A 24,500-nucleotide genomic window follows, 5' to 3' on the forward strand; every position below is an offset into this window, starting at 1 on the left:
CTCCGATCGCTTCCGCTCTTCTTCGGTCCCGCCGTGCTGCAGGCACGGCGGGATCTCTTGTCGCTGCTCGACGGCGACGGCGCCTTCCTTCCGGTGCCGGCCGCGGATCCGGCGGCGGCCGAGCTGCTGACCCGCGAACTGGGTGCCGGCGAACCGATCGACGACTGTGTCGCCCTGGTGGTGTCCACCTCGGGGAGCACCGGGGTGCCCAAGGGCGCCCTGCACACCGCGGCGTCGCTGCGGGCGTCGGCCGACGGGACCGCACAGGCGCTGGGCGGCCCCGGGGCCTGGTTGCTGACTCTCCCTCCGCACCACATCGCCGGACTGCAGGTGATGCTGCGGTCCCTCGCCGCGGGCCACGACCCGGTGGTGATCGACGTCGCCGACGGCTTCGACCCCGGCGTGCTGCCGGCCGCCGTCGACGCGCTGGACGGACCGCGGCGCTACACGTCGCTGGTGCCGTTGCAGCTGCGCAAGGCACTCGAGGACCCGGCCGCCACGAAGGCGCTCGCCGGTCTGGACGCGATCCTGGTGGGCGGTGCCGCCACTCCGCCGTCCCTCGCGGACGCCGCCCGCGCCGCAGGGCTGCCGATCGTGCGCACCTACGGAATGAGTGAGACCGCCGGCGGCTGCGTGTACGACGGCGTCCCGCTGCCCGGCGTGCGGATGAGGATCGCCGAGCCGGACGCCGACGGGGTGGGCCGCGTGGAGTTGGGCGGGGCGACCGTCGCGCTCGGCTACCGCAACCTGCCCGGCCATCCGGCGTTCTCCGAGCCCGGATGGTTCCGCACCGACGATCTGGGTGCCGTCGACGACGGCGTGCTGCGGATCGTCGGCCGGGCGGACCAGGCGATCTCCACCGGCGGCCTGACCGTGCTTCCTGACGTGGTGGAGGCGGTGATCGCCGAACTCGACGGGGTGTCCGCGTGCGCGGTCTTCGGGCTGCCCGACGAGCGACTCGGCCAGAAGGTCGCGGCCGCCGTCGTCCCCGCCGGAACGATCTCCCGGGACCGATTGTCGACGGTGATCCGCGACCACGTGACCGCCCGTCTGGACCGGTACGCCGCACCGCGGGAGCTGTTCGTCGTCGACGAGCTGCCGCTGCGCGGACCGGGCAAGGTGGATCGCCAGGCCCTCGTGGAACGCTTCGGCTGACACGAAGAAGCCCCGCACCCGCGCAGGCGGGAACGGGGCTTCTCGGTTACCGAATCGGTCAGTTGTTCGTGGTGACCTTCGAGACGTGGTCGGTGCCCAGGGTGGGTGCCGAACGCACGCCCAGGTTGCTGCCGGCCAGCTCGGCGACCGACGAGGCCTTGTCGACCACCAGGAACGTGTTCTTCTTCCACGGAACCAGCTGGTTCGGCATCAGGCCGGTGGTGATCAGGCGCGTCACGCCGAGCGTCTTCTGATCGATCACCGAGATGTAGCCGGCGAAGTAGTTGGCCGCGTAGACCTTGCCGTGGAAGATCATCATCGAGTTGGTGCTGGGGCCGGTGGTCACGTCCGCGATGTGCTTGCCGGTGCGCAGGTCGTAGGCGGCGACGCGGCCGCCGTACAGGTCGTTGACGTAGACCCGGTTGGTGCGGGTGTCGGCGACGATGCTGCCGTGGCCCTGGCTGCCGCCGGCCTGGCGGGTGTTCCACAGCACCTTGCTCTGCACGCCGCCGCCGTCGCGGGTGATGCGGAACTGGGTGAGGGCGCTGTAGTACGAGGTGACCGTGATGGTCGCGCCGGACGGGCCGTCGTCGGTGACGGCGATGCCCGAACCGAGCTGCTGGCCGCCGACCGGGAACTTCGCCTCGCCGAGCGGTGCGAACGTGTTGAGGTCGAAGAATTCGACGGCGCCCGGCTTGGTGGACACCATCGCCACCCCGAGGCCCTCGGCGAACTGCACCTCGTGGGCGTGGTCGACGCCGGTGATGGTCTTCAGTTCCTTGCCGGTGTTCTTGTCCCAGACGCTCACCTCGCTGGCCGGGGCGCCGGTGGTCCAGACCGTGTTGCCGGTCTTGGGAACGTTGATGTCGTAGGCGGCGGCGATGGTGCCGTGACCGCCGGTGTCGACCTTGCGGGTGATCTTGATCCGCTTCTTGACGTGCATGGTGTTCGGATCGAGCTGCAGGATCGACGACTCGCTGGCGCCGCTCAGCGGGGAGGCGTTGCTGAGCCACAGGTCGCCGGTCTGGGCGTCGATGGCCCCGCGGTAGTTGCCTTTACCCACGTTATAGCCGGTGATCGTGTAACCGGGCTGCTGCGGAACGGTCTGGACGGGGGCGGCCTGCGCGATCGGGGCTGCGACGACCGCGCCGACCGACACGGCCGCGGTGAAGGACAGCGCGAGGGCGCGCGAACGGCTGAGACGTCGAGGGGTCATGCGGATGAGGCTAGCCTAAGACGCTCTCGGAGGCATCTTCGCGGCCGGTCAGAGTGCCTTTCGTCCGGTTCGCTCCACCGGGCGCGAACACCGGGCCGGACGCGTCGGGCCCCGACGCCGCGGGTGCGGTGTCGGGGCCCGATGACGGAAATCGGTCGTGCTAGCCGGTCTTGGTGACCTTCCAGACGTGGTCGACGCCGACGGCGGGCGCCTTGATCTTCAGTTCCAGAACGCCGGCGGGAAGCTCCGCAGCCGACGACGACTTGTCGACCACCAGGAAGGTGTTCTTCTTCCAGGGCACCAGCTGGTTCGGCATGAGGCCGGTGGTGATCCGCTGGGTGACGGCCAGGTTCTTCTGGTCGATCACCGAGATGAAGTTGGCGAAGTAGTCCGCGGCGTACAGCTTGCCGTGGAAGATCATCATCGAGTTGGTGCCCGGGCCGGTCGTGATGTCGCCGATGTGCTTGCCGGTGCGCAGGTTGAAGGCCGACACGGTGCCGCCCATCAGTTCGTTGACGTAGATCCGGTTGGTGCGGGTGTCGGCGACCACGCTGCCGTGACCCTGCGCGGCGGCCTGACGGGTGTTCCACAGCACCTTGCTCTGCACGGCGCCGCCGTCACGGGTGACGCGGAACTGGGTGAGGTTGCGGTAGTAGTCGGTGACCGTGACGGTGGCACCCGAGGCGCTCTCGTCGGTGACGGCGATGCCGGCACCCAGGTGCTGTCCGCCGCCCGGGAACGACGCCGAACCGACCTTCTCGAAGGTGTTCAGGTCGAAGAACTGCAGGGCGGCACCCTTGGTCGACACGATCGCCAGGCCGAGGTCCTCGGCGAAGGTGATCTCGTGGGCGTGCTCGACACCGTCGATGTACTTCAGCTCACGGCCGGTGCTCTTGTCCCAGACGGTCACCTGGTTGGACGGGGCGCCCGTGGTCCAGACGGTGTTGCCGGTCTTCGGGACGCCGATGTCGTAGGCGCCGGCGATGAAGCCGTGGCCGCCGGTCTGAGCCTTGCGGGTGATCGTGATCCGCTTCTTCAGCGACATGTCGGCCGGGTTCAGCTGCAGGATCTGCGACTGGGCAGGCTTGCCCATCGGGGAGACGTTGGTCAGCCACATGTCGCCGGACTGCGGGTCGATGGCGGCGCGGTAGTTGCCCTTGCCGACGTTGTAGCCGGTCACGTGGTAGCCGGGCGTCTGCTGGACGGCGCCGGCGGAAGGCGCGGGAGCGGCCTGGGCGGCCGGTGCGACGGCGGCGGCGGTGCCCAGGGTGGTAGCGGTGGCGAGGGCCAGCGCGATCGCGCGGGCGCGAGGGGATCGAAGAGTCATGAAGCTGAGGCTAGCCTAAGGTTCTTCTCAGGGTCTAGTCAGCCCAGGTGAGGCATGCGCCACATCATCCCCGGACCGCCTGGTCAGGGGCCATTCGTCCGATTCGTGCGCGGGGCCCGCGGGGGTCGGTAGTCTGCGTCGCATGGAGAAGAAGGCCTGTGTCTGCGGGCACGCCCGTGACGCCCACGAGCACCACCGCCGCGGCACCGACTGCGCCCTCTGCGATTGCGAGCACTACCGGTCTGCGACCGGGGCACGCGCACTGCTGTCCCGCTTCACCCGGCGCTGACCGCCGGGGTGCCGGCGGCCTAGTAGTAGTACGGGAAGTCGTCCCAGTTCGGCGGACGCTTCTCCAGGAAGGCATCGCGCCCCTCGACGGCCTCGTCGGTCATGTAGGCCAGGCGCGTCGCCTCGCCGGCGAACACCTGCTGACCCATCAGACCGTCGTCGGTCAGGTTGAACGCGAACTTGAGCATGCGCTGCGCGGTCGGCGACTTGCCGTTGACGGCCCGCGCCCACTCGATCGCGGTGTTCTCCAACTCGGCGTGATCGGCGACGCGATTCACCGCGCCCATGCGGTGCATGGTCTCGGCGTCGTAGGCCTCACCGAGAAAGAAGATCTCCCGGGCGAACTTCTGGCCCACCTGCTTGGCCAGATAGGCGCTCCCGTAGCCGGCGTCGAACGAGCCCACATCGGCGTCGGTCTGCTTGAAGCGGGCGTGTTCGCGCGAGGCCAGCGTCAGATCGCACACCACGTGCAGGGAATGGCCGCCGCCGGCCGCCCAGCCGTTCACCACCGCGATCACCACCTTCGGCATGGTGCGGATCAGGCGCTGCACCTCCAGGATGTGCAGGCGACCGCCCTCGGCCTTCACCCGGGCCTCATCGACGGTGTCGGCGCCCGCCGCGGCGACGTCGTCGTCGTGCGCGGTCGCGTACTGGTAGCCGGAACGTCCGCGGATGCGCTGGTCGCCACCGCTGCAGAACGCCCAGCCGCCGTCCTTCGGCGACGGCCCGTTGCCGGTCAGCAGCACCGTGCCGACATCGGGGGAGCGTCGTGCGTGATCCAGCGTCCGGTACAGCTCGTCCACCGTATGCGGCCGGAACGCGTTGCGGACCTCCGGGCGGTCGAACGCGATCCGCACGATCCCGTTCTCGCGGCCCTCGCCGACATGACGGTGGTAGGTGAGATCGGTCAGGTCCTCGAAACCGGGGACCGTCGTCCATTGGGTCGGATCGAACGGCGAATCGGGCGCGGCGGTCATGGATCCGACCCTACGTTGGAGACATGACCGAACAGAAGGACGGGGCGCCGCCGCGCCAGGACGGCGCCGGCGGATTCCCGGCCAGGATGGACCTGACCACCGAGCGAGGCGGCCCGCGGTATCCGGAACTGATCGAGCAGATGCGGACCCTGATGGACAACGTCCGGTACGCCTGCCCGGACGAGTCCGCCGCCGACGACGTCATCGCGCTGCTCACCGCCGCCAACGCCCGACTGGCCCCCACCCTGGTCGACGAGTGGACGAGCCCGTCCGGCACACGGGTGGATCTGCCGTCGCGCGGCGACATCGGGCTGCCGCCGTACAAGATCTTCGAACTGGGCCCGGACGGGATCGCGGCGAAGGTCACGTTCCGGCGGTTCCACATCGGTGGCAACGACGTCGCGCACGGCGGGTACCTGGCGTTGCTGTTCGACGACATGGCCGGGATCACGGCGGGTGTGCACGCCGGACGGGTATGCCGCACCGCCTACCTGACGGTGAACTACCGGTCGCTCACCCCGCTGGAGACTCCGCTGGTGGTGCGCTGCCGGGTGGACCGCCGCGAGGACCGGAAACTGTTCGTGACGGGAACCCTGCAGGACGGCGACCGCGTCTGCGCCGACGCCGAAGGCCTCTTCATCATGCTGAGGCCCGGACAGGCCTGACCGGTCGGGCACCGCCGACGCGGTCGGTCACGAGGTCAGTTCGTGGACCTCGATCACGAAACCGGCCTCCCGCAGGCGATCGGCCAGGACATCGCCCATCGCGACGGCCGGGGTGAGCACGCCGGCGCGCTTCGGCAGCTTCTTGCGGTCCAGGGCCAGAGCGAGCGCCGACTCGCCGAGCATCGTGGCGGTCGCCTTGTAGCCGGGGTCGCCGTCGGCGCGCATCTGCGAACGGTAGCGGCGGCCCGTGCTCGTCTTCGTGTAGGTGCGGGTCACGAAGTGTCCGGCCTCCCGGGACTGTTCGCTGGGACCGGAGCCCGGCTTGGGCAGCACCTTGTCGAGCAGCTTGCGGGTGGGCCCGAAGCTCATCGCGCCCAGCGCGATGCCGGTGCCGACGGTCACCGCGCCGGCGATGGCCGCGGACAGCAGCGGCACACCGCCCACCGCCATCGTCTCCTGGTATTTGAAATCCGGGCCGTAGGCGCCGTCCAGCAGGCTGTCGGACCGCCGGACCACGCGGGTGTTGTAGGACGACATGAAGAACGGCGCCAGCGTGCCGGTCAGTTCGGGATCGACCTTCTTGGCGTCGACCGGCGAGATGTCGCTGGGCTCCGAGTTGAGACCGGCGCGCGGGATCTCGCCCGGGCCGCCGGACAGTGCCTGTGGATTCAGCAGCAGACGGCGGATGTCGGGGTCCTTGGCCTGTTCGGCGATCACCCGCATGGAGTCGACGGTTCCGCCCGAGACGCCGCCCCGCACCGTCCACAGCACCAGGGTGGTGTCGGTCAGGTCGCCGGCGCCGTCCTCGGCGACCTTCTCGTGCAGCAGATAGGTGCCCAGGTCCGAAGGCACCGAGTCGAAGCCGCACGAGTTCACGATCCGGGCGCCGGTGGCGCGGGCGATCTCGTCGGCCTTGTCGATGCAGAAGCGCACGAACGGGACCTCGCCGGTCAGATCGACGTAGTCGGTGCCGGCCGACGCGGCGGCCACCACCACGTTCTCGCCGTACTTCAGGTACGGGCCGACGGTGGTCACCAGCACCTGCGTGCGCGCACACATGGCATCCAGCGATGCGGGAGAGTCGGCGTCGGCGATCACCAGCGGCCACGATGCGGCGCGCGGCGGCAGGGTGCGCCGCACGGCGGCGAGCTTGGTCTCGTTGCGGCCGGCGAGGGCGATGGTGGTGCCCTCAGGGGCCTGCTCGGCCAGGTACCGGGCGGTCAGTTCGCCGACGAAGCCGGTGGCTCCGTAGACGATCACGTCGAATTCGCGGCTCATGAACCTCACCCTACGGGGATGAGCGGGTGCGGTGGCCCCAACACTGCGCATGCGCGGCCACGAGGGGAATGTTCCCTCGTGCGCGCCTCTGTGCGCGCGAGAGACCATCCCGGTTCGGCCTCCGTACAGTGGCGGCATGCCCGTTCCGGAGTACATCCGCACCATCCGAGCCAAGATCGGCCACGACCTCCTGTGGCTGCCCGGTGTGTGCGCCGTCGTCGTGAACGACGCCGGCGAGGTCCTCCTGGGCAAGCGCTCGGACTTCGGTTACTGGGCGAACCCCGCCGGGGTCCTGGAACCGGGGGAGCAGCCGGCCGAGGCGATCGTCCGTGAAATCCGGGAGGAGACCGGAGTGATCGCCGAGGTGGTCGACCTGATCTCGGTCAGCACCGACCCTCCGGTCACCTACCCGAACGGGGATCGGTCCCAGTACCTGTCGGTCCTGTACCTGTGCCGGTACGTCTCCGGTGAGGCGCACGTGGGGGACGACGAATCGACCGATGTCGCCTGGTTCCGGATCGACCGGCTGCCCGACGATGTGCCCGATCTGCACCGGGACCGCATCGAGCGCGCGCTCAACCCGGACAGACCGCGTACCCGAGGTTGAACGCGCTCCACGGCTTCGGGACGCCCTTGCCATAGAAGCGGTCGTTCTCGACGATCCGCCAGCCGGCCGCGTCGAGTTCGGCCGGAATGTCGCGGGTCAGGCGGCAACCGCCGCCGAGCGCACCCTCGACGGGATCGATCAGGTGCTGAAACCGTTGCACGCTCGTCGACGGGGCCAGGCCGTGCTCGAGGAACGCGAGCCGTCCACCCGGCTTCACCACCCGTCGCAGTTCGGACAGTGCCGCCGACAGGTCCGGGATGGTGCACAGGGTGAACGTCGAGAGTGCGCCGTCGAAGCTGTGGTCGTCGAACGGCAGCCGCTGCCCGTCGAGGCCGGCGCGCTCGATCGGGATCGACGACGACGCCACCCGGGCGGCCGCGCGGCGCCACGCCAGATCGGACGGTTCGATCGCGGCCACCGACGTCACCTCCGGCGGATAGTTCCCGACATTGAAGCCGGAGCCGAAACCCACTTCCACGATCGCGCCGGACAGCGGCGCGCACGCCCGGCGGCGGAGCCCGTCCATGCCGCGCCCGCCGCAGGTGACCTCGATGACCCTCGGCAGGATCCGGTCGTCGTAGAAGCCAATGAGGGGCAGGCTAGCTCCGCGGGCGACGCTGACTAGGGTGGTCGACATGAATCCGTCGACCCTGCAGGCCCGCGTGATCGTCGACGAGATGATCCGCGGCGGTGTCGCCGAAGCGGTGCTGTGCCCGGGGTCGCGCAACGCCCCGCTCGCGTTCGCGCTCTACGCCGCCGACCGCGAAGGCCGACTGCGGCTGCACGTGCGCATCGACGAACGCTCCGCCGGATTCCTGGCCCTCGGCCTGGCATCGGCGTCCCGCCGCCCGGTGCCGATCGTCATGACCTCCGGGACGGCCGTGGCGAACGTCAGCCCGGCCGTCTTCGAAGCGAACTATGCGCGGATTCCGCTCATCGTGGTCAGCGCCAACCGGCCGTACGAGCTGCTCGGATCCGGAGCGAACCAGACCGTCGAACAGTTCGGGATCTTCGGCACCCAGGTGCGGGCCGCCATCAGCATCGGACTGGCCGAAGAAGAGCTGGACACCAACTCGCAGTGGCGGTCGGCGGTTGGTCGTGTGCTGGCGTCGGCGCGCGGCGCCCGCACCGGCAACGCCGGCCCCGTCCAGTTCGACATCCCGCTGCGCGAGCCTCTGGTGCCCGACCCCGCCGACGATCCGGCGGCCGAACTCGACGCCGCCCACTCCGGCCGGGCCGACGGTCAGCCGTGGACCAGTGCACCCACCGGTCGCCTCGACATCCCGATCGAGATCGACCTGTCCCGCCCGACCGTGGTCGTCGCCGGGCACGGCGCCGGTGTGAACCCGGAGCTGGCCGGTGTCCCGACCGTCGCAGAGCCCACCGCCGGCCATCCGCAGACACCGCTGCATCCGCTCGCCCTCAGCGCCCTCGCCCCCGAGCAGGCGATCATCTGCGGTCGACCGACCCTGCATTGGTCGGTCGCGCGGCTCCTCGCCGACCCGTCGGTCCGCGTCTACGCGATCACCACCGGCCCTCGCTGGCCCGACGTCTCCGGCAACGTCTACGCGACCGGCACCCGCGCGGTGGTGTCCGGGGCGCCGTCCGGTGAATGGCTCGCCGAATGCGCCCACGTCCAGGCCGCCGCGGTCGACGCCGTCACCGCCGAACTCGACGCCTGCGAGCACACCACCGGTCTGCACGTGGCCCGTGCCGTCGCGACGGCCACCCGTCCCGGCGACCAGCTGGTGCTCGGCGCCTCCAACCCCATCCGCGACATCGCGATCGCCGGCGACCTCGCGCCGGGCGTCCGCGTCCTGTCCAATCGCGGTGTCGCCGGCATCGACGGCAACAACTCCACCGCCATCGGTGCGGCACTCGCCGCCGACACCGAGGACGAGTCGGGCGGGCGCACCCTCGCCCTCGTCGGCGACCTCACGTTCATCCACGACGCCACCGGACTGATCATCGGTCCGGGCGAGCCGCGGCCGAAGGCGCTGCGCATCGTCGTCGCCAACGACGACGGCGGCGGCATCTTCGAGACCCTCGAACAGGGCGATCCGCGCTTCTCGACCGGACCGTACGAGGGCGCGTACGAGCGCATCTTCGGCACGCCCCACCGCACCGACCTGCAGTCGCTGTGCACCGGATTCGGTCTGCCCTTCGTGCGGGTGCGGCTCGACGATCTGCCGGCCGCCCTGGCGGCCCCGATCCCGGACGGCGGCATCGAGATCGTCGAAGTGCCCACCGACCGCGCGCCGCTGCGTGACCTCCATGCGCGCATCGCGGCCCGGATCACCGGTCCGGCCGGGATATCCTGACCGCATGAACCCGGTGATCCTCCGACGCGTGCAGCTCGGCTTCGTCGCGCTCGGTGTGCTGGCGACGCTGATCGGTGCCGTGATCATCCTGGGTGCGTTCCGCAACGACGCGAAGATCGACGCCAACAAGGCCACCGCTCCGGCCGACGTCATCTCCGCCGACCGCCTACACGCCGCAGTCAACTTCGTCACCCCCGACGGGGTGCTCCGCAACCCGCAGTTCGGTCTTCTCTACCCGACCGAACTGGAGGCCGGACAGCGGATCCTGGTCGACTACGACGCCGCCGATCCCGACACCCTGGCCCGCCCGGCCGGCCGCAATGCCTGGCTGTCGGTGGTTCCGGGCCTGTCGATCGTGGTGGCGGGCTGGGTGGTGGCCGTCGGCGCCATGCTGATCACCGTGCAGGTGAGCCGACGGATGGCCGCCCGGGGCGCCCAGGCCACGACAGGCACCGGTGGGGCGAGCGACTAGTCTCGCTGGCATGACTCCCACCTCTGACGTTCCCGACGCCGGATCGGAGCGGCCCGCTCACTCCGTTCCCGGCGCCGGGTCCCGCGCGAGCCTGGACAAGCAGCCGGAGGAGGTCGCGTCGATGTTCGACGGCGTCGCCCGCCGTTACGACATCACCAACACGGTTCTGTCGTTCGGTCAGGACCGGTTGTGGCGCAAGGAGACCCGCAAGGCGCTGAAGCTGCGGCCGAAGGACGTCGTCCTGGACCTCGCCGCCGGTACCGCGGTCAGCTCGGTGGAGCTGGCCTCCTCCGGCGCGACGGTGGTCGCCGCCGACTTCTCGCTCGGCATGCTGCGGGCCGGCGCCGACCGTGCGGTGCCGAAGGTCGCCGCCGACGCACTGCATTTGCCGTTCGCCGACGACTCGTTCGATGCGGCCACCATCTCGTTCGGCCTGCGCAACCTCAACGATGTGCCGCTCGGTCTGTCCGAGCTGCGCCGGGTACTCAAGCTGGGCGGTCGTCTCGCGGTCTGCGAGTTCTCCACGCCGACCCTCGGCCCGTTCCGCACCGTGTACATGGAGTACCTGATGAAGGCGCTTCCGTCGGTGGCCACCGCGGTCTCCAGCAATCCGGCCGCCTACGTGTATCTCGCCGAGTCGATCCGCGCCTGGCCGGACCAGGAGGGTCTGGCCGACCAGATCCGTGCGGCCGGCTTCTCCGACGTCGCCTACAAGAACCTCACCGGCGGCATCGTCGCCGTACACACCGGCCGCGCCTGAACCCCACTCATCCCCTCCTCTGTCCCTACTCCCCCGTATAGCGCTGTTCATCGCTGTGGGACGGCGCAAGCGCGCTATACGGGGGAGTAGGGACAAACGGGGCGGGCTCAGCTCAGCTCAGCTCAGCGCACGCGGGACGGAGGCGGCGGCGCCAGCCGGTCGCCGGCGGTCATCGCTCCCGCGTACTTCACCCGCCGCCACTGGGGCACGAGCTCGTAGCCGGTGATCCCGTCGAGGCGGGCGAGGGTTCCGGTGACGAACTCGTACACGCCGTGGCGGTCCTCGGTGAGCAGGGTGGTGACGAGGTTCGACGAGCCGGTGATCGCCGCCGCGAACGGGATTCCAGGGTGCTCGGCCAGGGCGCGGCCGACGGTGTCGAGCCGATCGGGGGCGACGGTCATCCAGAACGTGGTCGCGGTGCCACCTCCGCTGAGTGCTGGCGCGAAGTCGACGTCGAGGTACGCGACACCGGACCTGACCAGCGCGTCGAAGCGGCGGGTCACCTTCCCGACCGACATGCCGGTCGAGCGTGCCAGCGATGCGAACGGCGTTCGTCCGTCCCGGGCGAGCTCGGCCACCAGCACGCGGTCCTCGGCGGTCAGCGTGGGCACGGTCGAGACCCCGGGTGCCGGTTCGGGTTGGTCGGGTTCCAGTGCGGCCACCTGTTCAGCACTCAATCCGTCCACCCACCCCTTGCAGTAGTGCCCGGTCGGGCCGCCGACGAAGGTGTGGAGCACGGCGTATGCCTTCACCTCCAACATGGGAGCTGCCTTGGGGAGCAGACGGCCGAGGAGTTCCTGGGTGTGCTTCTCGTCGATGGCACGCAGGCCGAAGCTGACCTCCGAGCCGGCGTTCTGGATGACCACCCACGACACGTCCTGGCGCCGGCCGAGCGCCTCGGCGATCGAGGTGGCGCTGTCGGGCCAGCAGTGCACTCGGATCTGCCACGACGTCGAGTTCAGTGCCGCCGGGTCGTAGACCATCGTCACGCGCAGCAGACCCTCGCGCCGCAGTCGCCGGTAGCGCCGAGCAACGGTCTGCTCGGCCACGTCCAGAACGGCGGCGATATCGCTGAACGAGGCACGCGGGGACACCTGGAGTGCCTGAGCGATCCTCCTGTCGATCTGATCGAAACCGTTCGAATCATCTGAAATGGAGGCCGTCATAGTGGAAATCGTACGTCTGGGGCGTCCTGGGATGCGGGAATAGATCGTCGGAGAGGACCCTGGGGGCAACGAATTCTCTTCCCCCCAGACACACGAAGGAGGTTCCCATGGATAAGAAGTGGTGGACCCTGATCGCGGCGTGCACCGCGACATTCATGCTGTTGCTCGACGTGACCATCGTCGCGGTGGCGCTTCCCGACATTCAGGCCGAACTCGGCGCCTCGTTCAGTCAGCTGCAGTGGACCGCCGACATCTATGCACTCGCTCTGGCCGCGCTGTTGCTGACGTCGGGGTCGCTCGCCGACCGTTTCGGTCGTCGTCTCGTCTTCGTGATCGGCCTGGTGCTGTTCACGGCCGCGTCACTGCTGTGCGGCGTCGCCCAGGAACCGATCATGCTGATCGTGTCTCGCGGGCTCCAGGGCGTGGGCGGTGCGATGCTGTTCGCCACGTCGCTCGCACTGCTGGCGAGCACCTTCCACGGCAAGGAACGCGGCATCGCCTTCGGTGTGTGGGGCGCGGTTGCCGGTGTGGCAACGGCTCTCGGCCCGGTGCTCGGCGGAGCCCTGACGACGGGAATCAGCTGGCGGGCGGTGTTCTGGGTGAACGTGCCCATCGGCGTGTTCGGTGTGGTGCTGACTCTGCTGCGTGTCGGCGAGTCGAAGGCCCCGCATGCGCGCCGCATCGACGTCCCCGGCATGGTGGCGTTCACCGTCGGGCTCGGATCGCTCGTCTTCGGACTCACCGAGGCCGGCGAGAAGTCGTGGAGTGACCCGCTGGTCATCGCGTCCTTCGTCGCCGCCGCGGTTCTGATGGTCGCCTTCGTGCTGATCGAGATGCGGACTGCAGAGCCGATGTTCGATCTGAGTCTGCTGCGCGTGCCCACCTTCCTCGGCGGCAGTGTCGCCGCCTTCGCCATGAACGGTTCGCTGTTCTCGATGCTGGTGTACCTCGTCATCTATCTGCAGAACGGGCTGGGATACAGCGCCATGGAAACCGGCCTGCGCTTGCTGGTGATGTCGGCTTGCTCGATGGTGGTAGCGACCGTCGCCGGTCGCGCCTCCAGTCATGTGCCGGTGCGTTGGCTGATCGGCCCCGGACTGTTCCTGGTCGGCGTCGGGCTGATGGTGATGGCCGGCCTGGATGCGCAGAGCTCGTGGACACATCTGATTCCCGGCCTGATCGTGGCCGGTATCGGCAGCGGTCTGGTCAATCCGCCTCTCGCATCGACCGCCGTCGGGGTGGTGCCGGTTCGCCAGTCCGGGATGGCGTCCGGTGCTAACACCACGTTCCGTCAGGTCGGTATCGCAGTCGGTATCGCTGTGTACGGCACGCTGTTCTCCGCTCGCATCAAGTCGTCGATGGTCGACGCCCTGTCGGGCACGCCCTTCGCCGGCCGCGCCGAGGCACTGGCCGGTGCGATCAGCAGCGGCGGCCTCGGACGGGTGATGCAGACGCTGCCGTCCGGTGGACGTGCCACCGTGGGCGGGGCCGCACGGATCGCGATGGCGGACTCGATGAACACCTTGCTGATCGTCAGCGGTGCCGTCGCACTTGTGGGAGCGGTTCTCTCGGCCGTCCTGATCCGTCAGCAGGACTTCGTCGACACCACCCCGCAGCCGGAGAAGGTCGTGCCGCCGGAGCACGAGCCGGTGGCCGCGTCCTAGCGGTCAGGCGAACGGCGGCCGCGACTCGACACGGGTCGCGGCCGTTCCCGCTGCCCGCCAGGCGCGGGCGATGACGTCGGAGTCCTCCGGCGTCATCAGGTTTCCCATCACCCGCACCACCGCGCGCATCAGCGCCGCTGATCGGATTCCGGGACGGCCGAGGACCGGCACGGTCTTGGGCATGGTGAGCAGTCCGGCCGCCCGGCGGGCCGCGGCGAAGGCCTGCCCGTACTCGCGGCGCAGGACGTCCGGCCAGGCGGCGGTGTGGTCGTCGCTCGCGTCGAGGAGTTCGACGGCCATCCGGCCCGTCTCGAGCGCGTAGTCGATGCCTTCCCCGTTGAGCGGGTTCACGCAGGCCGCCGCATCGCCGATGAGCATCCAGTTCCGGCCCGCCACCCCGGACACCGCGCCGCCCATCGGCAGCAGTGCCGATGCGACTCGCTTCGGCTCGGACGTCAACGACCATTCGTCGCCGATCGACCGGGCATAGTGCTCGAGCACCGGGCGCAGTTGCAGGGAGGCGGGCCGCTTGGCGGTGGCGAGCGCGCCGACACCGACGTTCACGGTGCCGTCCCCGAGCGGGAACACCCACCCGTAGCCGGGCAGCAGGGTGCCGTCGGGATCGCGCAGTTCCAGGTGCGAGCCCATCCATTCCGAATCGGAGTCACCGGAGTCGACGTACGACCGTCCGGCCACCCCGTAGGTGGTGTCGCGGTGCCATTCGCGGCCGAGCGTCTTGCCGAGCGTCGACCGCACGCCGTCGGCGACGATCACCTGGTTCACCCGGATCGACGACGGCCCGCCGGCGGTCTGCACGGTCACGGCGTCCACCCGGTCGCCGTTCATGGTCACGTCCACCGCTTTGGCGGCCGACAGCATCCGGGCACCCCGGTCGACGGCGAAGCGGCGAACGGCGTCGTCGAACTCGACCCGGGCGACGGCACTGCCGTGGTCGCCGAACCTCGACGCCGGCCACGGCACCTTCTGATCGGCACCCCAGCCGTGCAGGTGCAGACCGCGGATCGTCGGCCGGCCGGCGAGGTAGTCGCCCATGCCCAGTGATTCGAGCGCACTCACCGCACGCGGTGTCAGACCGTCGCCGCAGGTCTTGTCGCGGGGGAACACGGCGGCGTCGGCGAGCAGCACCTCACGGCCGGCGGCTGCGGCGTGCGCGGCCGCTGCGGCCCCGGCGGGACCGGCACCGACGACGAGGACGTCCACCGAGTCGGGCACGCCCGCCCGGTCGTCTGTTGCACTGGTCACCCGTCGATTATGTCGGGGCCGTCGAACGGTTAGGCTTCTGGTGTCCAATGAGCCCGTTTCACCGAATAGAACATGGGAGCGTCTCCACTGTGAAGTCGACATTCGCCGGCATCGATCTCGGGAGCGGCGAGTTCGCCGACGGGGTCGGTGACGCGCTGGCTCGGGTGGAGGATCTGCTGCTGACCGAGCTGTCGTCGGGCGACGAGATCCTGACCGAGGCCGCGACCCACCTGGCGAAGGCCGGCGGCAAGCGGTTCCGGCCCATGTTCGCGATCCTGTCGTCGCATTTCGGTCCGGATCCGGCAGGCCGGGACGTGATCACCGCGGCCACCGTGGTCGAGATGATCCACCTGGCCACCCTGTACCACGACGACGTGATGGATGAGGCTCCGCTGCGGCGCGGCACCCAGAGCGCCAACTCGCGGTGGTCCAACTCGGTGGCGATCCTGGCCGGCGACTTCCTGTTCGCGCGCGCCTCCCGCCTCACGTCGACGCTCGGCCCGGACTCGGTGCGGATCATCGCCGAGACGTTCGCCGAACTGGTGACCGGTCAGATGCGCGAGACCGTGGGCGCCCGCGGCGGCGACCCCGTCGATCACTATCTGCGCGTGGTGTGGGAGAAGACCGGTTCGCTGATCGCGGCGGCCGGCCGTTTCGGGGCGATGACCGCCGGCGCGGCACCCGAGCGGGTCGAGTCGATGTCCAAGATCGGCGACATCGTGGGTGTCGCCTTCCAGGTGTCCGACGATCTGATCGACATCACCTCGGTGACCGGCGACAGCGGCAAGACGCCGGGAACCGATCTTCGCGAGGGCGTGCACACCCTGCCGGTGCTGTACGCGTTGCAGGGCGACGACGCCGGCGCGCAGCGTCTCAAGGAACTGCTGCTGGATCCGGCGACCGGCGAGGCCCGCCAGCTCACCGACGACGACGAGGTGGACGAGGCGCTGCGGATCCTGGTGGATCACGACGGCATGGCGCGCGCCCGGCAGCGGGTCGCCGACATGGCCGATGAGGCGCACGCCGAACTCGCGAAGCTTCCCGAGGGGCCGGCCCGCCACGCCTTCTCGTCGCTGGTCGACTACACCGTGCAGCGAGTCGGCTGACCGCACCACCCTTCGCGCTGATCGCCCACAGCGAATCCGGCGCGAACCTGGGAACACGCGGGGCATCCGCGTCGTTGTCATGCCAGGATTGAGCGCGTAGTCCGCTGCAGCGGACCGCCGGAGTCGAGAGAAGGTTCCATGCACGAGTTCAACGGTTTGAAGACCGCCGCGTTGATGGGCCTGATGTCGGCCGTCATCGTCGGCATCGGCGCCCTGTTCCAGAACTCCACCATTCTGTGGTTCTCGGTGGCACTGGCCATCGGCACCAACGTCTACGCCTACTTCAACAGCAAGAAGCTGGCGCTGCGGTCGATGCACGCCCAGCCGGTCACCGAGGTGCAGGCCCCGGAGCTGTACCGGATCGTCAAAGAACTGTCGTCGAAGGCGAACGCCCCGATGCCGGAGCTGTACATCAGCCCCACCGAGTCGCCGAACGCGTTCGCGACCGGCCGCAACCCGAAGAACGCCGCCGTCTGCTGCACCGCCGGCATCTTGAAGATCCTGGACGAACGCGAACTGCGCGCCGTCCTCGGGCACGAGCTGTCGCACGTCTACAACCGCGACATCCTGATCAGCTCGGTGGCCGGTGCGCTGGCCGCGGTCATCTCGGGTCTGGCGAACATGGCGATGTGGGCGGGCATGTCCGGCGGCGGCCGCGACAACGGCGGCCCCAACCCGCTGGCCATGGTTCTGATCGCACTGCTCGGCCCGATCTCGGCGTCGGTCATCCAGATGTCGATCTCCCGGTCCCGCGAGTATCAGGCGGACGAGTCGGGCGCCAAGCTGTCCGAGGATCCGCTGGCTCTGGCGTCGGCGCTGCAGAAGGTGTCCGGCGGTATCGCGCAGGCGCCGTTGGCGCCGACCCCGGAGGTCGCCACTCAGCAACACATGATGCTGGAGTCGCCGTTCCGCAAGGGCGAGATGATGAGCAAGCTGTTCTCCACCCATCCGAGCACCCCGGACCGGATCGCCCGGCTCCAGGCGATCGCCCGCGAGATGGGCCAGACCGAGTAACGCTGCCCGACACCTGTCGACGACGACGGCCGCCGCCCGAGTGGGAGGCGGCCGTCGTCGTGAGGTCTGCGCTAGCGGTAGTTGACGAACTGCAGCGCGATGCCGAAATCCTCGCCCTTGAGCAGGGCGATGACGGCCTGCAGGTCGTCGCGCTTCTTGGACGACACCCGCAGCTCCTCACCCTGGATCTGCGCCTTCACACCCTTGGGGCCTTCGTCGCGGATCTTCTTGGAGATCTTCTTGGCGTGCTCGGAGTCGATGCCCTGGACCAGTTCGCCGGTCAGCTTGAAGGTCTTGCCGGACGCGACCGGTTCGCCGGCGTCGAACGCCTTGAGCGAGATGTCCCGGCGGATCAGCTTCTCCTTGAACACTTCGAGGCCGGCCAGCAGCCGTTCCTCGGAGTCGGAGGTCAGCACGATCTTCTCTTCGCCGGACCACTCGATACCGGTGTTGGTGCCGCGGAAGTCGTACCGCTGGGACAGCTCTTTGGCGGCCTGGTTGAGGGCGTTGTCGACCTCCTGGCGGTCGACCTTGCTCACGACGTCGAATGAGGAATCAGCCATGCGCCCAGCCTAGGCCATGACCGGGGGCGTCTCCGGGGGAGTGCGCTGAACTGCCGATTTGCGTCCGGCCAGGGCGTTCATTGTATTCTGGTCGACGTTGCCCACCCGGTGACACGGCAGATTGCCCGAGCGGCCAAAGGGAGCGGATTGTAAATCCGTCGCGCAAGCTACACAGGTTCGAATCCTGTATCTGCCACCACGCGGACTCACTCCGAAAACCCCGGTAGACCATTGCTTTTGGTCAACCGGAGTACCGGTGTGTAACCTCGTGAAGGCTTCTCCGCGCGCCCGTGAAGGACGCGAGGGGATACGCCCCCTTAGCTCAGTCGGCAGAGCGTTTCCATGGTAAGGAAAAGGTCGACGGTTCGATTCCGTCAGGGGGCTCGCTTGGCGGTCACGGTCCAACCGGATCGGGGTCGCCGAACAGGGCGGTGTAGCTCAGCTGGTTAGAGCGCACGACTCATAATCGTGAGGTCGGGGGATCGAGTCCCCCCACCGCTACACATCGGTGGTTCACCGCTCCGGATTCGGGGCCTGACCGCCACCGAAGACAATGTAGGACTGAAAGTAGGCAATCATGGCTTCCTCGACCGATGTGCGGCCGAAGATCACCCTCGCGTGCGAGGTGTGCAAGCACCGCAACTACATCACCAAGAAGAACCGCCGCAACGATCCCGATCGCCTCGAGATCAAGAAGTTCTGCCCGAACTGCGGCAAGCACGAGGCGCACAAAGAATCGCGCTGAGTCGCTGAGTCTTCCGCACTGAACCGGCCGCTTCACGGCACCGGGATCGATGTCGACCGAGCGAGCCACCCCGACGGGGCGGCTCGCTTGTTTCGTTTCCGGTGACCACCGGTGCCCCGCGGTGTTCGTCGTCTGCGACGACACCGGCCCGGCCGATTTGGTTCTCGCGACGATCCGCGCGCAGAATCGGAACGCTTAGTCACCCGACGGCCGGCGCGCGGACCAGTCCGTCCGCGCACCCCACCCCCCCCACCCCCCCGAGGGCCGTCGTGAAGGAGAGATCGATGACTGTCGACGCGAAGATCAAGCTCACCCCCGATGAGATCGCCGCGCACACGCAATCGGTCGTCGGCCACCACTACACCGTCGACGACTACTACGAGGTCGGCCGCGAAGAGGTCCGCAAGCACGCCCTGGCCGTGCAGTCGGCGCATCCGGAGCAGTGGAGCGAGGCCGGCGCGAAGGAACTCGGCCACGACACGCTCGTCGCGCATCCGACGTTCGTCTCGGTGCTCGGCATCACCGCGCAGCGCAAGCTGTTCGAGGAGGTGGTGACCGGCTACGACATGTGGCAGATCATGCAGACCGACCAGCGCCTCGTCTACCACCAGCCGATGAAGGTGGGCGACCGGCTGATCTGCGACGTCTCGCTCGAATCGTTCCGGCACATCACCAGCCCCGACAACATCGATCTGATGGTGTCGAAGAACGTCATCTGGAATCAGCACGGTGAACCGGTGATGACCACCCACACGTCGCTGGCCGCACGCCCCGGCCTGGAGGTGTCGCCGGAGGTCGCCGAGTCGCTGGACCACGTGATGATCAAGCTGGACGCGATCGGCGAGCCGGGCAAGACGGTCACCCGTGAGGGCGACCCGGATCAGGACGATCCGACCGAGCGCCCCGGTGCCTACTCGGCGATCTCCTTCGACACTCTGACCCAGGGCCAGGAGTTCGAGCCGAAGCGGTTCCTGGTGACCCGCGGCAACCTGGTGAACTACGCCGGTGTCGCCGGCGACCCGAACCCGATCCACTTCTCCGATCACGTCGTGAAGGCATCCGGCATGGACGGTGTGGTCGCGCACGGCATGCAGACCATGGGGCTGGGCGCCACCTACCTCGGTGAGCTGATCGGCGATCCGGCGGCGTTCTGCGAATACAACGTCCGCTTCACCAGCCCGGTCTACGTGCCGGAGGACGACAGTGCGGCCGTCGACTTCACCGCGAAGGTCAAGTCGCTGGATCCGGAGTCCCGCCGCGGCACCATCGCGTTGACCGCCAAGCAGGGCGACAAGAAGATCTTCGGCCGCGCCACCGCCGTCATCCAGTTCAACTGACTCGCCTCCCGCTCCTTGAGCTTGTCGAAAGGAGACCCGCGTCCTCGACGAGCTCGCTTCGACAGGCTCAACGAGCGGGTGGATGCTCGCTTCGACAGGCTCAACGAGCGGGTGGATGCTCGCCTCGACAAGCTCAACGAGCGGGCAACGGGCTCGGCGAGCGGGAGCGTTTTGTGACCGGCCGAGGCGTTGCCGTACACTAGTGAAGTCTGAGCTTTAGCTGGACTTGCGCGCTGCCCCTAGGGTGGCGCGTTGGTGTTGTTAGGCTCGGATGACGTGCCGGACCGCAGGGGCCGGCGCAGAGGGGCGTAGCTCAACTGGCAGAGCAGCGGTCTCCAAAACCGCAGGTTGCAGGTTCAAGTCCTGTCGCCCCTGCACCCGACGAACCCGGGTCGCTACCGGATTCGGCCCCGCCCTGGGGCACACCAGACGAAGGGATCGGTGAACGACGTGGCCAAGCGCGATCGCAAGGCTCCGGAGCCGTCGACCGACGACGCCGACATCGCTGTCGACTCGGCCGACGAGCTGAAGCCGACCGGCAAGCGACGCAGTGGTCGTCGCGCCGCCGGTGGTTCGACGGCCACGGCCGTCCAGGTCGCCGCCGGCACCGACGAGAAGAACGAGGCCGAGCTCAAGGCGAGCCGCAACCCGTTCACCCGGATCTGGCTGTTCCTGACCCAGGTGGTCGACGAGTTGCGCAAGGTCGTCTGGCCGACGCGCAACGAGATGATCGTGTACTCGATCGGCGTGCTGGTCTTCGTGGCCGTCGTGACGGCCGTGATCGCCGGACTGGACATCGGCTTCGCCAAGCTGATGCTCGTCGTATTCGGCTGACAAGAACATTGACCGGACCGAGCGATCGGGACCGGTGGAGCAAGGATTCGGGCAGCCGCCCGAAGAGGATGAAGGAGCGTGGGCGCGATGAGCACCCCGGAGAACGAGATCGACTCGCCGGAGACCGCTGCGGTCGACGCCGGCGCGGATGCGGCGGTCGTCGCCGACGCTCCCGAGCTGACCGAGACGGTCGCCGAAGCGGTCGGCGCCGATGAGGCGGCCCCCGCCGAGGCGGAGGCTCAGGCATCGGAGCAGGCCGAGGGCGATGCCCCCGCCGAGGCTCCTGCCGCCGAGCCGGCCGAGGAGGAAGAGGATCCGATCGCCAAGCGGAAGCGCGAGCTGCGCCGTCTGCCGGGCGACTGGTATGTCATCCACTCGTACGCCGGCTACGAGAACAAGGTGAAGGCCAACCTGGAGACGCGCGTCCAGAACCTCGATGTGGGCGACTACATCTTCGAGGTCGTCGTGCCCTCCGAAGAGGTCACCGAGATCAAGAACGGCCAGCCGAAGAAGGTCAACCGCAAGGTGCTTCCCGGCTACATCCTGGTCCGCATGGATCTGAACGACGAGTCGTGGGGCGCCGTGCGCAACACACCCGGCGTGACCGGCTTCGTCGGCACCGGTGGTCCCACCGCGCTGTCGCTGAAGGAGGTCGAGCAGTTCCTGCTGCCGCAGGCCGAGGTCCGCAAGGAGAAGGCCGCGAAGGCCGCCGCTGCCGCCGACGGCAGTGTCGAGGCCGCCGCTGCCGCCGCGTCGAACCTGGTCGAGGTCGACTTCGAGGTCGGCGAGTCGGTCACCGTCATGGACGGTCCGTTCGCGACGCTGCCCGCCTCGATCAGCGAGGTCAACGTCGAGCAGCGCAAGGTCAAGGTCCTCGTGTCGATCTTCGGTCGCGAGACCCCGGTCGAGCTGGGCTTCAACCAGGTCGAGAAGCTCTGACCATCCACTAAGACTTCCGCGCGTCCAGCGTGCGCGGATTGGTAAGAAAAAGGAAACAAGAGAGATGCCTCCCAAGAAGAAGAAGGTCGCCGGGATCATCAAGCTCCAGATCCAGGCGGGCCAGGCCAATCCGGCCCCGCCCGTGGGTCCGGCGCTTGGTCAGCACGGCGTGAACATCATGGAGTTCTGCAAGGCGTACAACGCCGCGACCGAGTCGCAGCGTGGCAACGTCGTGCCGGTCGAGATCTTCGTGTACGAAGATCGTTCGTTCGACTTCAAGCTGAAGACCCCGCCTGCCGCGAAGCTGCTGCTGAAGGCAGCCGGTCTGCAGAAGGGCTCCGGCGAGCCGCACACGAACAAGGTCGGCAAGGTCACCATGGCTCAGTGCAAGGAAATCGCTGAGACCAAGAAGGAAGACCTGAACGCCAACGACATCGACGCCGCCGCGAAGATCATCGCCGGTACCGCGCGTTCGATGGGTATCACCGTCGAGGGCTAGACCCTCAGCCGACGGACTCGGCCGGGTGAGCGATCACCTGCCGTTGTGCTCCGTCGAAACCCCCGTGGGAGGGCCGTGCTCGGCCCACTAACCACTAACTCCCGGCCCGCCAGGGTCTGTGAAGAAGGAACAGAGCAATGAGCAAGAAGAGCAAGGCCTATCAGGCCGCCCTCGAGAAGGTCGACCGCGACAAGCTGTACAGCCCGCTGGAGGCTGTGAACCTCGCGAAGGACACCTCCTCGAAGAACACCGATTCGACCATCGAGGTCGCTGTCCGCCTGGGCGTCGACCCGCGCCAGGCCGACCAGATGGTCCGCGGCACCGTCAACCTGCCGCACGGCACCGGTAAGACCGCCCGCGTGATCGTGTTCGCCGCCGGCGACAAGGCCACCGAGGCGCAGGCCGCCGGTGCCGACGAGGTCGGCGCCGAGGACCTGATCGAGAAGATTCAGGGCGGCTGGCTGGACTTCGACGCCGCGATCGCGACGCCGGACCAGATGGCCAAGGTGGGCCGTATCGCCCGCGTCCTGGGTCCGCGCGGCCTGATGCCGAACCCGAAGACGGGCACCGTCACCACCGACGTGACCAAGGCCGTCAACGACATCAAGGGCGGCAAGATCAACTTCCGCGTCGACAAGGCCGCCAACCTGCACTTCGTGATCGGTAAGGCGTCGTTCAGCGCCGAGCAGCTCGCGGAGAACTACGGCGCCGCCTACGACGAGATCCAGCGTGCCAAGCCGTCCAGCTCGAAGGGCAAGTACCTGAAGAAGGTCACCGTGTCGAGCCAGTCCGGCCCGGGCATCCAGATCGATCCGGCCGTGGCCCGCAACTTCGCGGGCGCCGACGAGGCCTGATAGTCGACGTACTCGCGACGAGGGGCACCACCGGACGGTGGTGCCCCTCGTCGTTTTCGGTGCGCGGGCTCCTTCGGACCCGCTCCTTGCCGCGACCCGCTTCTTTCCCCGATTCGCTCCTTTTCCGCGATTCGCTCCTTGCCTCGATTCGCTTCTTGCCTCGGATTCGCTCCTTGAGCCTGTCGAAAGGAGCTAGCGTCCAACGCATGCTCGCCGCCGTGTTCGACGCCCCCGGATCGCCGCCCTCTCTTCGTGAGATCGAGACCTCGGCACTGCGCCCTGACGAGGTGCTGGTCGCGATCGCCGGTGTGGGTGTGTGCCACACCGATCTGACGGCGCTGGCCGGTGCGGTCCCGTTGCCGACGCCCGCCGTGCTGGGGCATGAGGGCGCCGGTGTCGTGGAGGCGGTGGGCGCCGGGGTCAGCGACCTGTCGGTGGGCGACCACGTGGTGCTCACCTTCGACTACTGCGGCGACTGCGCGGCGTGCGGCCGTGGGCGGCCGGCCTATTGCGCGTCGTTCGCCCCGCGCAACTATTCGGGGGCGCGGCCGGACGGCTCGACGACGCTGCGTGGCGCCGGCGGTGAGGTGCACGGCAGCTGGTTCGGGCAGTCGTCGTGGGCGACGCATGCGATCGCGGACGTGCGCAACGCGGTGAGGGTCGACCGTGACGCCCCGCTGCGGCTGCTCGGACCGCTGGGTTGTGGCCTGCTGACGGGTGCCGGCACCGTGCGTAACGTCCTGCGGCCGGAGCCGGGGCAGAGCGCCGGATTCTGGGGTATCGGCACGGTGGGGCTCGCCGGAGTCATGGCGGCGAAGGCGGCGGGAGCGTCGACGATCGTCGCGGTCGACGTCAATGCGGAGCGTCTGGCGCTGGCCAGGGAGCTCGGCGCCACGCACACCGTCGATCCGTCGGAGGTCGACGACGTCCCGCGCTGGATCCGCAAGCAGCTCGGGGGACTCGACTGTGTGATGGAAGCGGTCGGCACCGGGGCGGTGATCGCTCAGGCACTCGCCTCGCTGCGCTCGCCGGGGGTCTGTGCGACGGTCGGTCTTCAGGGCCCGCGCAACGAGATCGCGGTGGATCAGGGGCATTCGTTGATGGGCCGGACTCTGACCGGTGTGATCGAGGGCGACGCGGAGCCGCACCGGCTGATTCCCGAGCTGATCGGGTTGTGGCGTGACGGCCGCTTCCCGATGGAACGACTGATCACCGAATACCCGCTCGTGCAGATCGATCGTGCCCTCGCAGACTTCCGTGCCGGGCGGGTCATCAAGCCTGTTCTAGTGCCTTGAACGGACCGAAACGCCGAAATCTGACAACATATATTTTACCTTTCAGTGTACGAATGTGTACTGAACCTCTTGATTGTGAGAATCCTGAGAGTAATCTCCCTACGCGTTAGTAAGTTACCGCTTGGTAAGGACCCGGGCGGTACAGAAACCTGACT

Annotated in this window: 25 protein-coding genes and 4 tRNA genes; 21 read left to right on the forward strand and 8 right to left on the reverse strand. The window is 68.6% G+C overall.

Features of this window, described 5'->3' with window-relative positions:
* The first annotated feature begins 33 nt into the window (after nt 1-33).
* The gene (gene menE / locus QM774_RS13250; protein WP_414976321.1) at nt 34-1,155 is read left to right on the forward strand and encodes an o-succinylbenzoate--CoA ligase; all 1,122 of its coding nucleotides are present in this window, start codon (nt 34-36) and stop codon (nt 1,153-1,155) included.
* A gap of 58 nt (nt 1,156-1,213) precedes the next feature.
* On the opposite strand, the gene QM774_RS13255 is transcribed toward menE, so the two are convergent.
* Nucleotides 1,214-2,371, reverse strand: a complete 1,158-nt coding sequence (locus QM774_RS13255; protein WP_414976322.1) for a YncE family protein — start codon at nt 2,369-2,371, stop codon at nt 1,214-1,216.
* A gap of 160 nt (nt 2,372-2,531) precedes the next feature.
* The gene (locus QM774_RS13260) at nt 2,532-3,698 is read right to left on the reverse strand and encodes a YncE family protein (protein ID WP_414976323.1); all 1,167 of its coding nucleotides are present in this window, start codon (nt 3,696-3,698) and stop codon (nt 2,532-2,534) included.
* A gap of 142 nt (nt 3,699-3,840) precedes the next feature.
* Between QM774_RS13260 and QM774_RS13265 the strand changes: the two genes are divergently transcribed.
* Nucleotides 3,841-3,987, forward strand: a complete 147-nt coding sequence (locus tag QM774_RS13265; RefSeq protein ID WP_414976324.1) for a hypothetical protein — start codon at nt 3,841-3,843, stop codon at nt 3,985-3,987.
* Between the two features lie 19 nt (nt 3,988-4,006).
* On the opposite strand, the gene QM774_RS13270 is transcribed toward QM774_RS13265, so the two are convergent.
* Nucleotides 4,007-4,963 carry a 1,4-dihydroxy-2-naphthoyl-CoA synthase gene (locus tag QM774_RS13270; protein WP_414976325.1) on the reverse strand — a complete coding sequence of 319 codons (957 nt, stop codon included), beginning with the start codon at nt 4,961-4,963 and terminating at the stop codon, nt 4,007-4,009.
* A gap of 23 nt (nt 4,964-4,986) precedes the next feature.
* Between QM774_RS13270 and QM774_RS13275 the strand changes: the two genes are divergently transcribed.
* Nucleotides 4,987-5,628 (forward strand): PaaI family thioesterase, encoded by a 642-nt coding sequence (locus QM774_RS13275; RefSeq protein WP_414976326.1) that lies wholly within the window; start codon nt 4,987-4,989, stop codon nt 5,626-5,628.
* A 27-nt stretch (nt 5,629-5,655) separates the two neighbouring features.
* Here QM774_RS13275 and QM774_RS13280 read toward each other — a convergent pair whose 3' ends face one another.
* A complete protein-coding gene (locus QM774_RS13280; protein WP_414976327.1) occupies nt 5,656-6,906 on the reverse strand; it encodes a saccharopine dehydrogenase family protein in 1,251 nt (416 codons plus the stop codon).
* A gap of 136 nt (nt 6,907-7,042) precedes the next feature.
* Here QM774_RS13280 and QM774_RS13285 point away from each other — a divergent pair, with 136 nt between their 5' ends.
* The gene (locus tag QM774_RS13285) at nt 7,043-7,513 is read left to right on the forward strand and encodes an NUDIX hydrolase (protein WP_414976328.1); all 471 of its coding nucleotides are present in this window, start codon (nt 7,043-7,045) and stop codon (nt 7,511-7,513) included.
* Here QM774_RS13285 and QM774_RS13290 read toward each other — a convergent pair.
* The gene (locus QM774_RS13290; protein ID WP_414976663.1) at nt 7,482-8,102 is read right to left on the reverse strand and encodes a class I SAM-dependent methyltransferase; all 621 of its coding nucleotides are present in this window, start codon (nt 8,100-8,102) and stop codon (nt 7,482-7,484) included. The genes QM774_RS13285 and QM774_RS13290 overlap by 32 nt on opposite strands.
* Before the next feature lie 46 nt (nt 8,103-8,148).
* Between QM774_RS13290 and menD the strand changes: the two genes are divergently transcribed.
* Genes menD through QM774_RS13305 form a run of 3 tightly spaced genes read left to right on the forward strand, consistent with a single transcriptional unit; the run spans nt 8,149 to nt 11,066 of the window.
* On the forward strand, nt 8,149-9,834 hold the full coding sequence (gene menD / locus QM774_RS13295) for a 2-succinyl-5-enolpyruvyl-6-hydroxy-3-cyclohexene-1-carboxylic-acid synthase (RefSeq protein ID WP_414976329.1): 1,686 nt from the start codon (nt 8,149-8,151) through the stop codon (nt 9,832-9,834).
* 4 nt (nt 9,835-9,838) lie between these two features.
* Nucleotides 9,839-10,306, forward strand: a complete 468-nt coding sequence (locus QM774_RS13300; RefSeq protein WP_414976330.1) for a hypothetical protein — start codon at nt 9,839-9,841, stop codon at nt 10,304-10,306.
* 10 nt (nt 10,307-10,316) lie between these two features.
* Complete coding sequence (locus tag QM774_RS13305) at nt 10,317-11,066, forward strand: demethylmenaquinone methyltransferase (RefSeq protein WP_414976331.1); 750 nt, start codon at nt 10,317-10,319, stop codon at nt 11,064-11,066.
* A gap of 122 nt (nt 11,067-11,188) precedes the next feature.
* On the opposite strand, the gene QM774_RS13310 is transcribed toward QM774_RS13305, so the two are convergent.
* On the reverse strand, nt 11,189-12,232 hold the full coding sequence (locus QM774_RS13310) for an AsnC family transcriptional regulator (RefSeq protein ID WP_414976332.1): 1,044 nt from the start codon (nt 12,230-12,232) through the stop codon (nt 11,189-11,191).
* 107 nt (nt 12,233-12,339) lie between these two features.
* Here QM774_RS13310 and QM774_RS13315 point away from each other — a divergent pair, with 107 nt between their 5' ends.
* A complete protein-coding gene (locus QM774_RS13315) occupies nt 12,340-13,896 on the forward strand; it encodes an MFS transporter (protein ID WP_414976333.1) in 1,557 nt (518 codons plus the stop codon).
* 3 nt (nt 13,897-13,899) lie between these two features.
* Here the strand turns inward: QM774_RS13315 and QM774_RS13320 are convergent, their stop codons facing one another.
* The gene (locus tag QM774_RS13320) at nt 13,900-15,159 is read right to left on the reverse strand and encodes a geranylgeranyl reductase family protein (RefSeq protein WP_414976334.1); all 1,260 of its coding nucleotides are present in this window, start codon (nt 15,157-15,159) and stop codon (nt 13,900-13,902) included.
* 89 nt (nt 15,160-15,248) lie between these two features.
* Here QM774_RS13320 and QM774_RS13325 point away from each other — a divergent pair, with 89 nt between their 5' ends.
* Both QM774_RS13325 and htpX read left to right on the forward strand, forming a co-directional pair.
* Nucleotides 15,249-16,265, forward strand: coding sequence for a polyprenyl synthetase family protein (locus QM774_RS13325; RefSeq protein WP_414976335.1), 1,017 nt, complete (start codon nt 15,249-15,251; stop codon nt 16,263-16,265).
* Between the two features lie 138 nt (nt 16,266-16,403).
* On the forward strand, nt 16,404-17,279 hold the full coding sequence (gene htpX / locus QM774_RS13330) for a zinc metalloprotease HtpX (protein WP_414976336.1): 876 nt from the start codon (nt 16,404-16,406) through the stop codon (nt 17,277-17,279).
* 71 nt (nt 17,280-17,350) lie between these two features.
* On the opposite strand, the gene QM774_RS13335 is transcribed toward htpX, so the two are convergent.
* On the reverse strand, nt 17,351-17,842 hold the full coding sequence (locus QM774_RS13335; protein ID WP_414976337.1) for a YajQ family cyclic di-GMP-binding protein: 492 nt from the start codon (nt 17,840-17,842) through the stop codon (nt 17,351-17,353).
* 115 nt (nt 17,843-17,957) lie between these two features.
* Between QM774_RS13335 and QM774_RS13340 the strand changes: the two genes are divergently transcribed.
* From QM774_RS13340 to QM774_RS13390, 11 genes are all read left to right on the forward strand, one after another.
* A tRNA-Tyr gene (locus tag QM774_RS13340) sits at nt 17,958-18,041 on the forward strand.
* A gap of 112 nt (nt 18,042-18,153) precedes the next feature.
* A tRNA-Thr gene (locus QM774_RS13345) sits at nt 18,154-18,226 on the forward strand.
* Nucleotides 18,227-18,269: 43 nt separating this feature from the next.
* Nucleotides 18,270-18,343, forward strand: a tRNA-Met gene (locus tag QM774_RS13350).
* Between the two features lie 76 nt (nt 18,344-18,419).
* The gene (rpmG, locus tag QM774_RS13355; RefSeq protein WP_414976338.1) at nt 18,420-18,587 is read left to right on the forward strand and encodes a 50S ribosomal protein L33; all 168 of its coding nucleotides are present in this window, start codon (nt 18,420-18,422) and stop codon (nt 18,585-18,587) included.
* Between the two features lie 284 nt (nt 18,588-18,871).
* Nucleotides 18,872-19,924, forward strand: coding sequence for a fused (3R)-hydroxyacyl-ACP dehydratase subunits HadA/HadB (locus QM774_RS13360; RefSeq protein WP_414976339.1), 1,053 nt, complete (start codon nt 18,872-18,874; stop codon nt 19,922-19,924).
* 302 nt (nt 19,925-20,226) lie between these two features.
* Nucleotides 20,227-20,299, forward strand: a tRNA-Trp gene (locus QM774_RS13365).
* 75 nt (nt 20,300-20,374) lie between these two features.
* Nucleotides 20,375-20,758 carry a preprotein translocase subunit SecE gene (secE, locus tag QM774_RS13370; protein ID WP_414976664.1) on the forward strand — a complete coding sequence of 128 codons (384 nt, stop codon included), beginning with the start codon at nt 20,375-20,377 and terminating at the stop codon, nt 20,756-20,758.
* Between the two features lie 87 nt (nt 20,759-20,845).
* Entirely contained in the window at nt 20,846-21,697 is an 852-nt protein-coding gene (gene nusG / locus QM774_RS13375) for a transcription termination/antitermination protein NusG (protein ID WP_414976340.1), read from the forward strand.
* Between the two features lie 64 nt (nt 21,698-21,761).
* Nucleotides 21,762-22,196 (forward strand): 50S ribosomal protein L11, encoded by a 435-nt coding sequence (gene rplK, locus QM774_RS13380; protein WP_414976341.1) that lies wholly within the window; start codon nt 21,762-21,764, stop codon nt 22,194-22,196.
* A 137-nt stretch (nt 22,197-22,333) separates the two neighbouring features.
* Nucleotides 22,334-23,050, forward strand: a complete 717-nt coding sequence (gene rplA, locus QM774_RS13385; RefSeq protein ID WP_414976342.1) for a 50S ribosomal protein L1 — start codon at nt 22,334-22,336, stop codon at nt 23,048-23,050.
* Nucleotides 23,051-23,256: 206 nt separating this feature from the next.
* Nucleotides 23,257-24,345 (forward strand): NAD(P)-dependent alcohol dehydrogenase, encoded by a 1,089-nt coding sequence (locus tag QM774_RS13390; protein ID WP_414976343.1) that lies wholly within the window; start codon nt 23,257-23,259, stop codon nt 24,343-24,345.
* The last annotated feature ends 155 nt before the right edge of the window (nt 24,346-24,500 follow it).

It is taken from the genome of Gordonia sp. (in: high G+C Gram-positive bacteria) (assembly GCF_047600565.1).
Lineage (GTDB): Bacteria > Actinomycetota > Actinomycetes > Mycobacteriales > Mycobacteriaceae > Gordonia.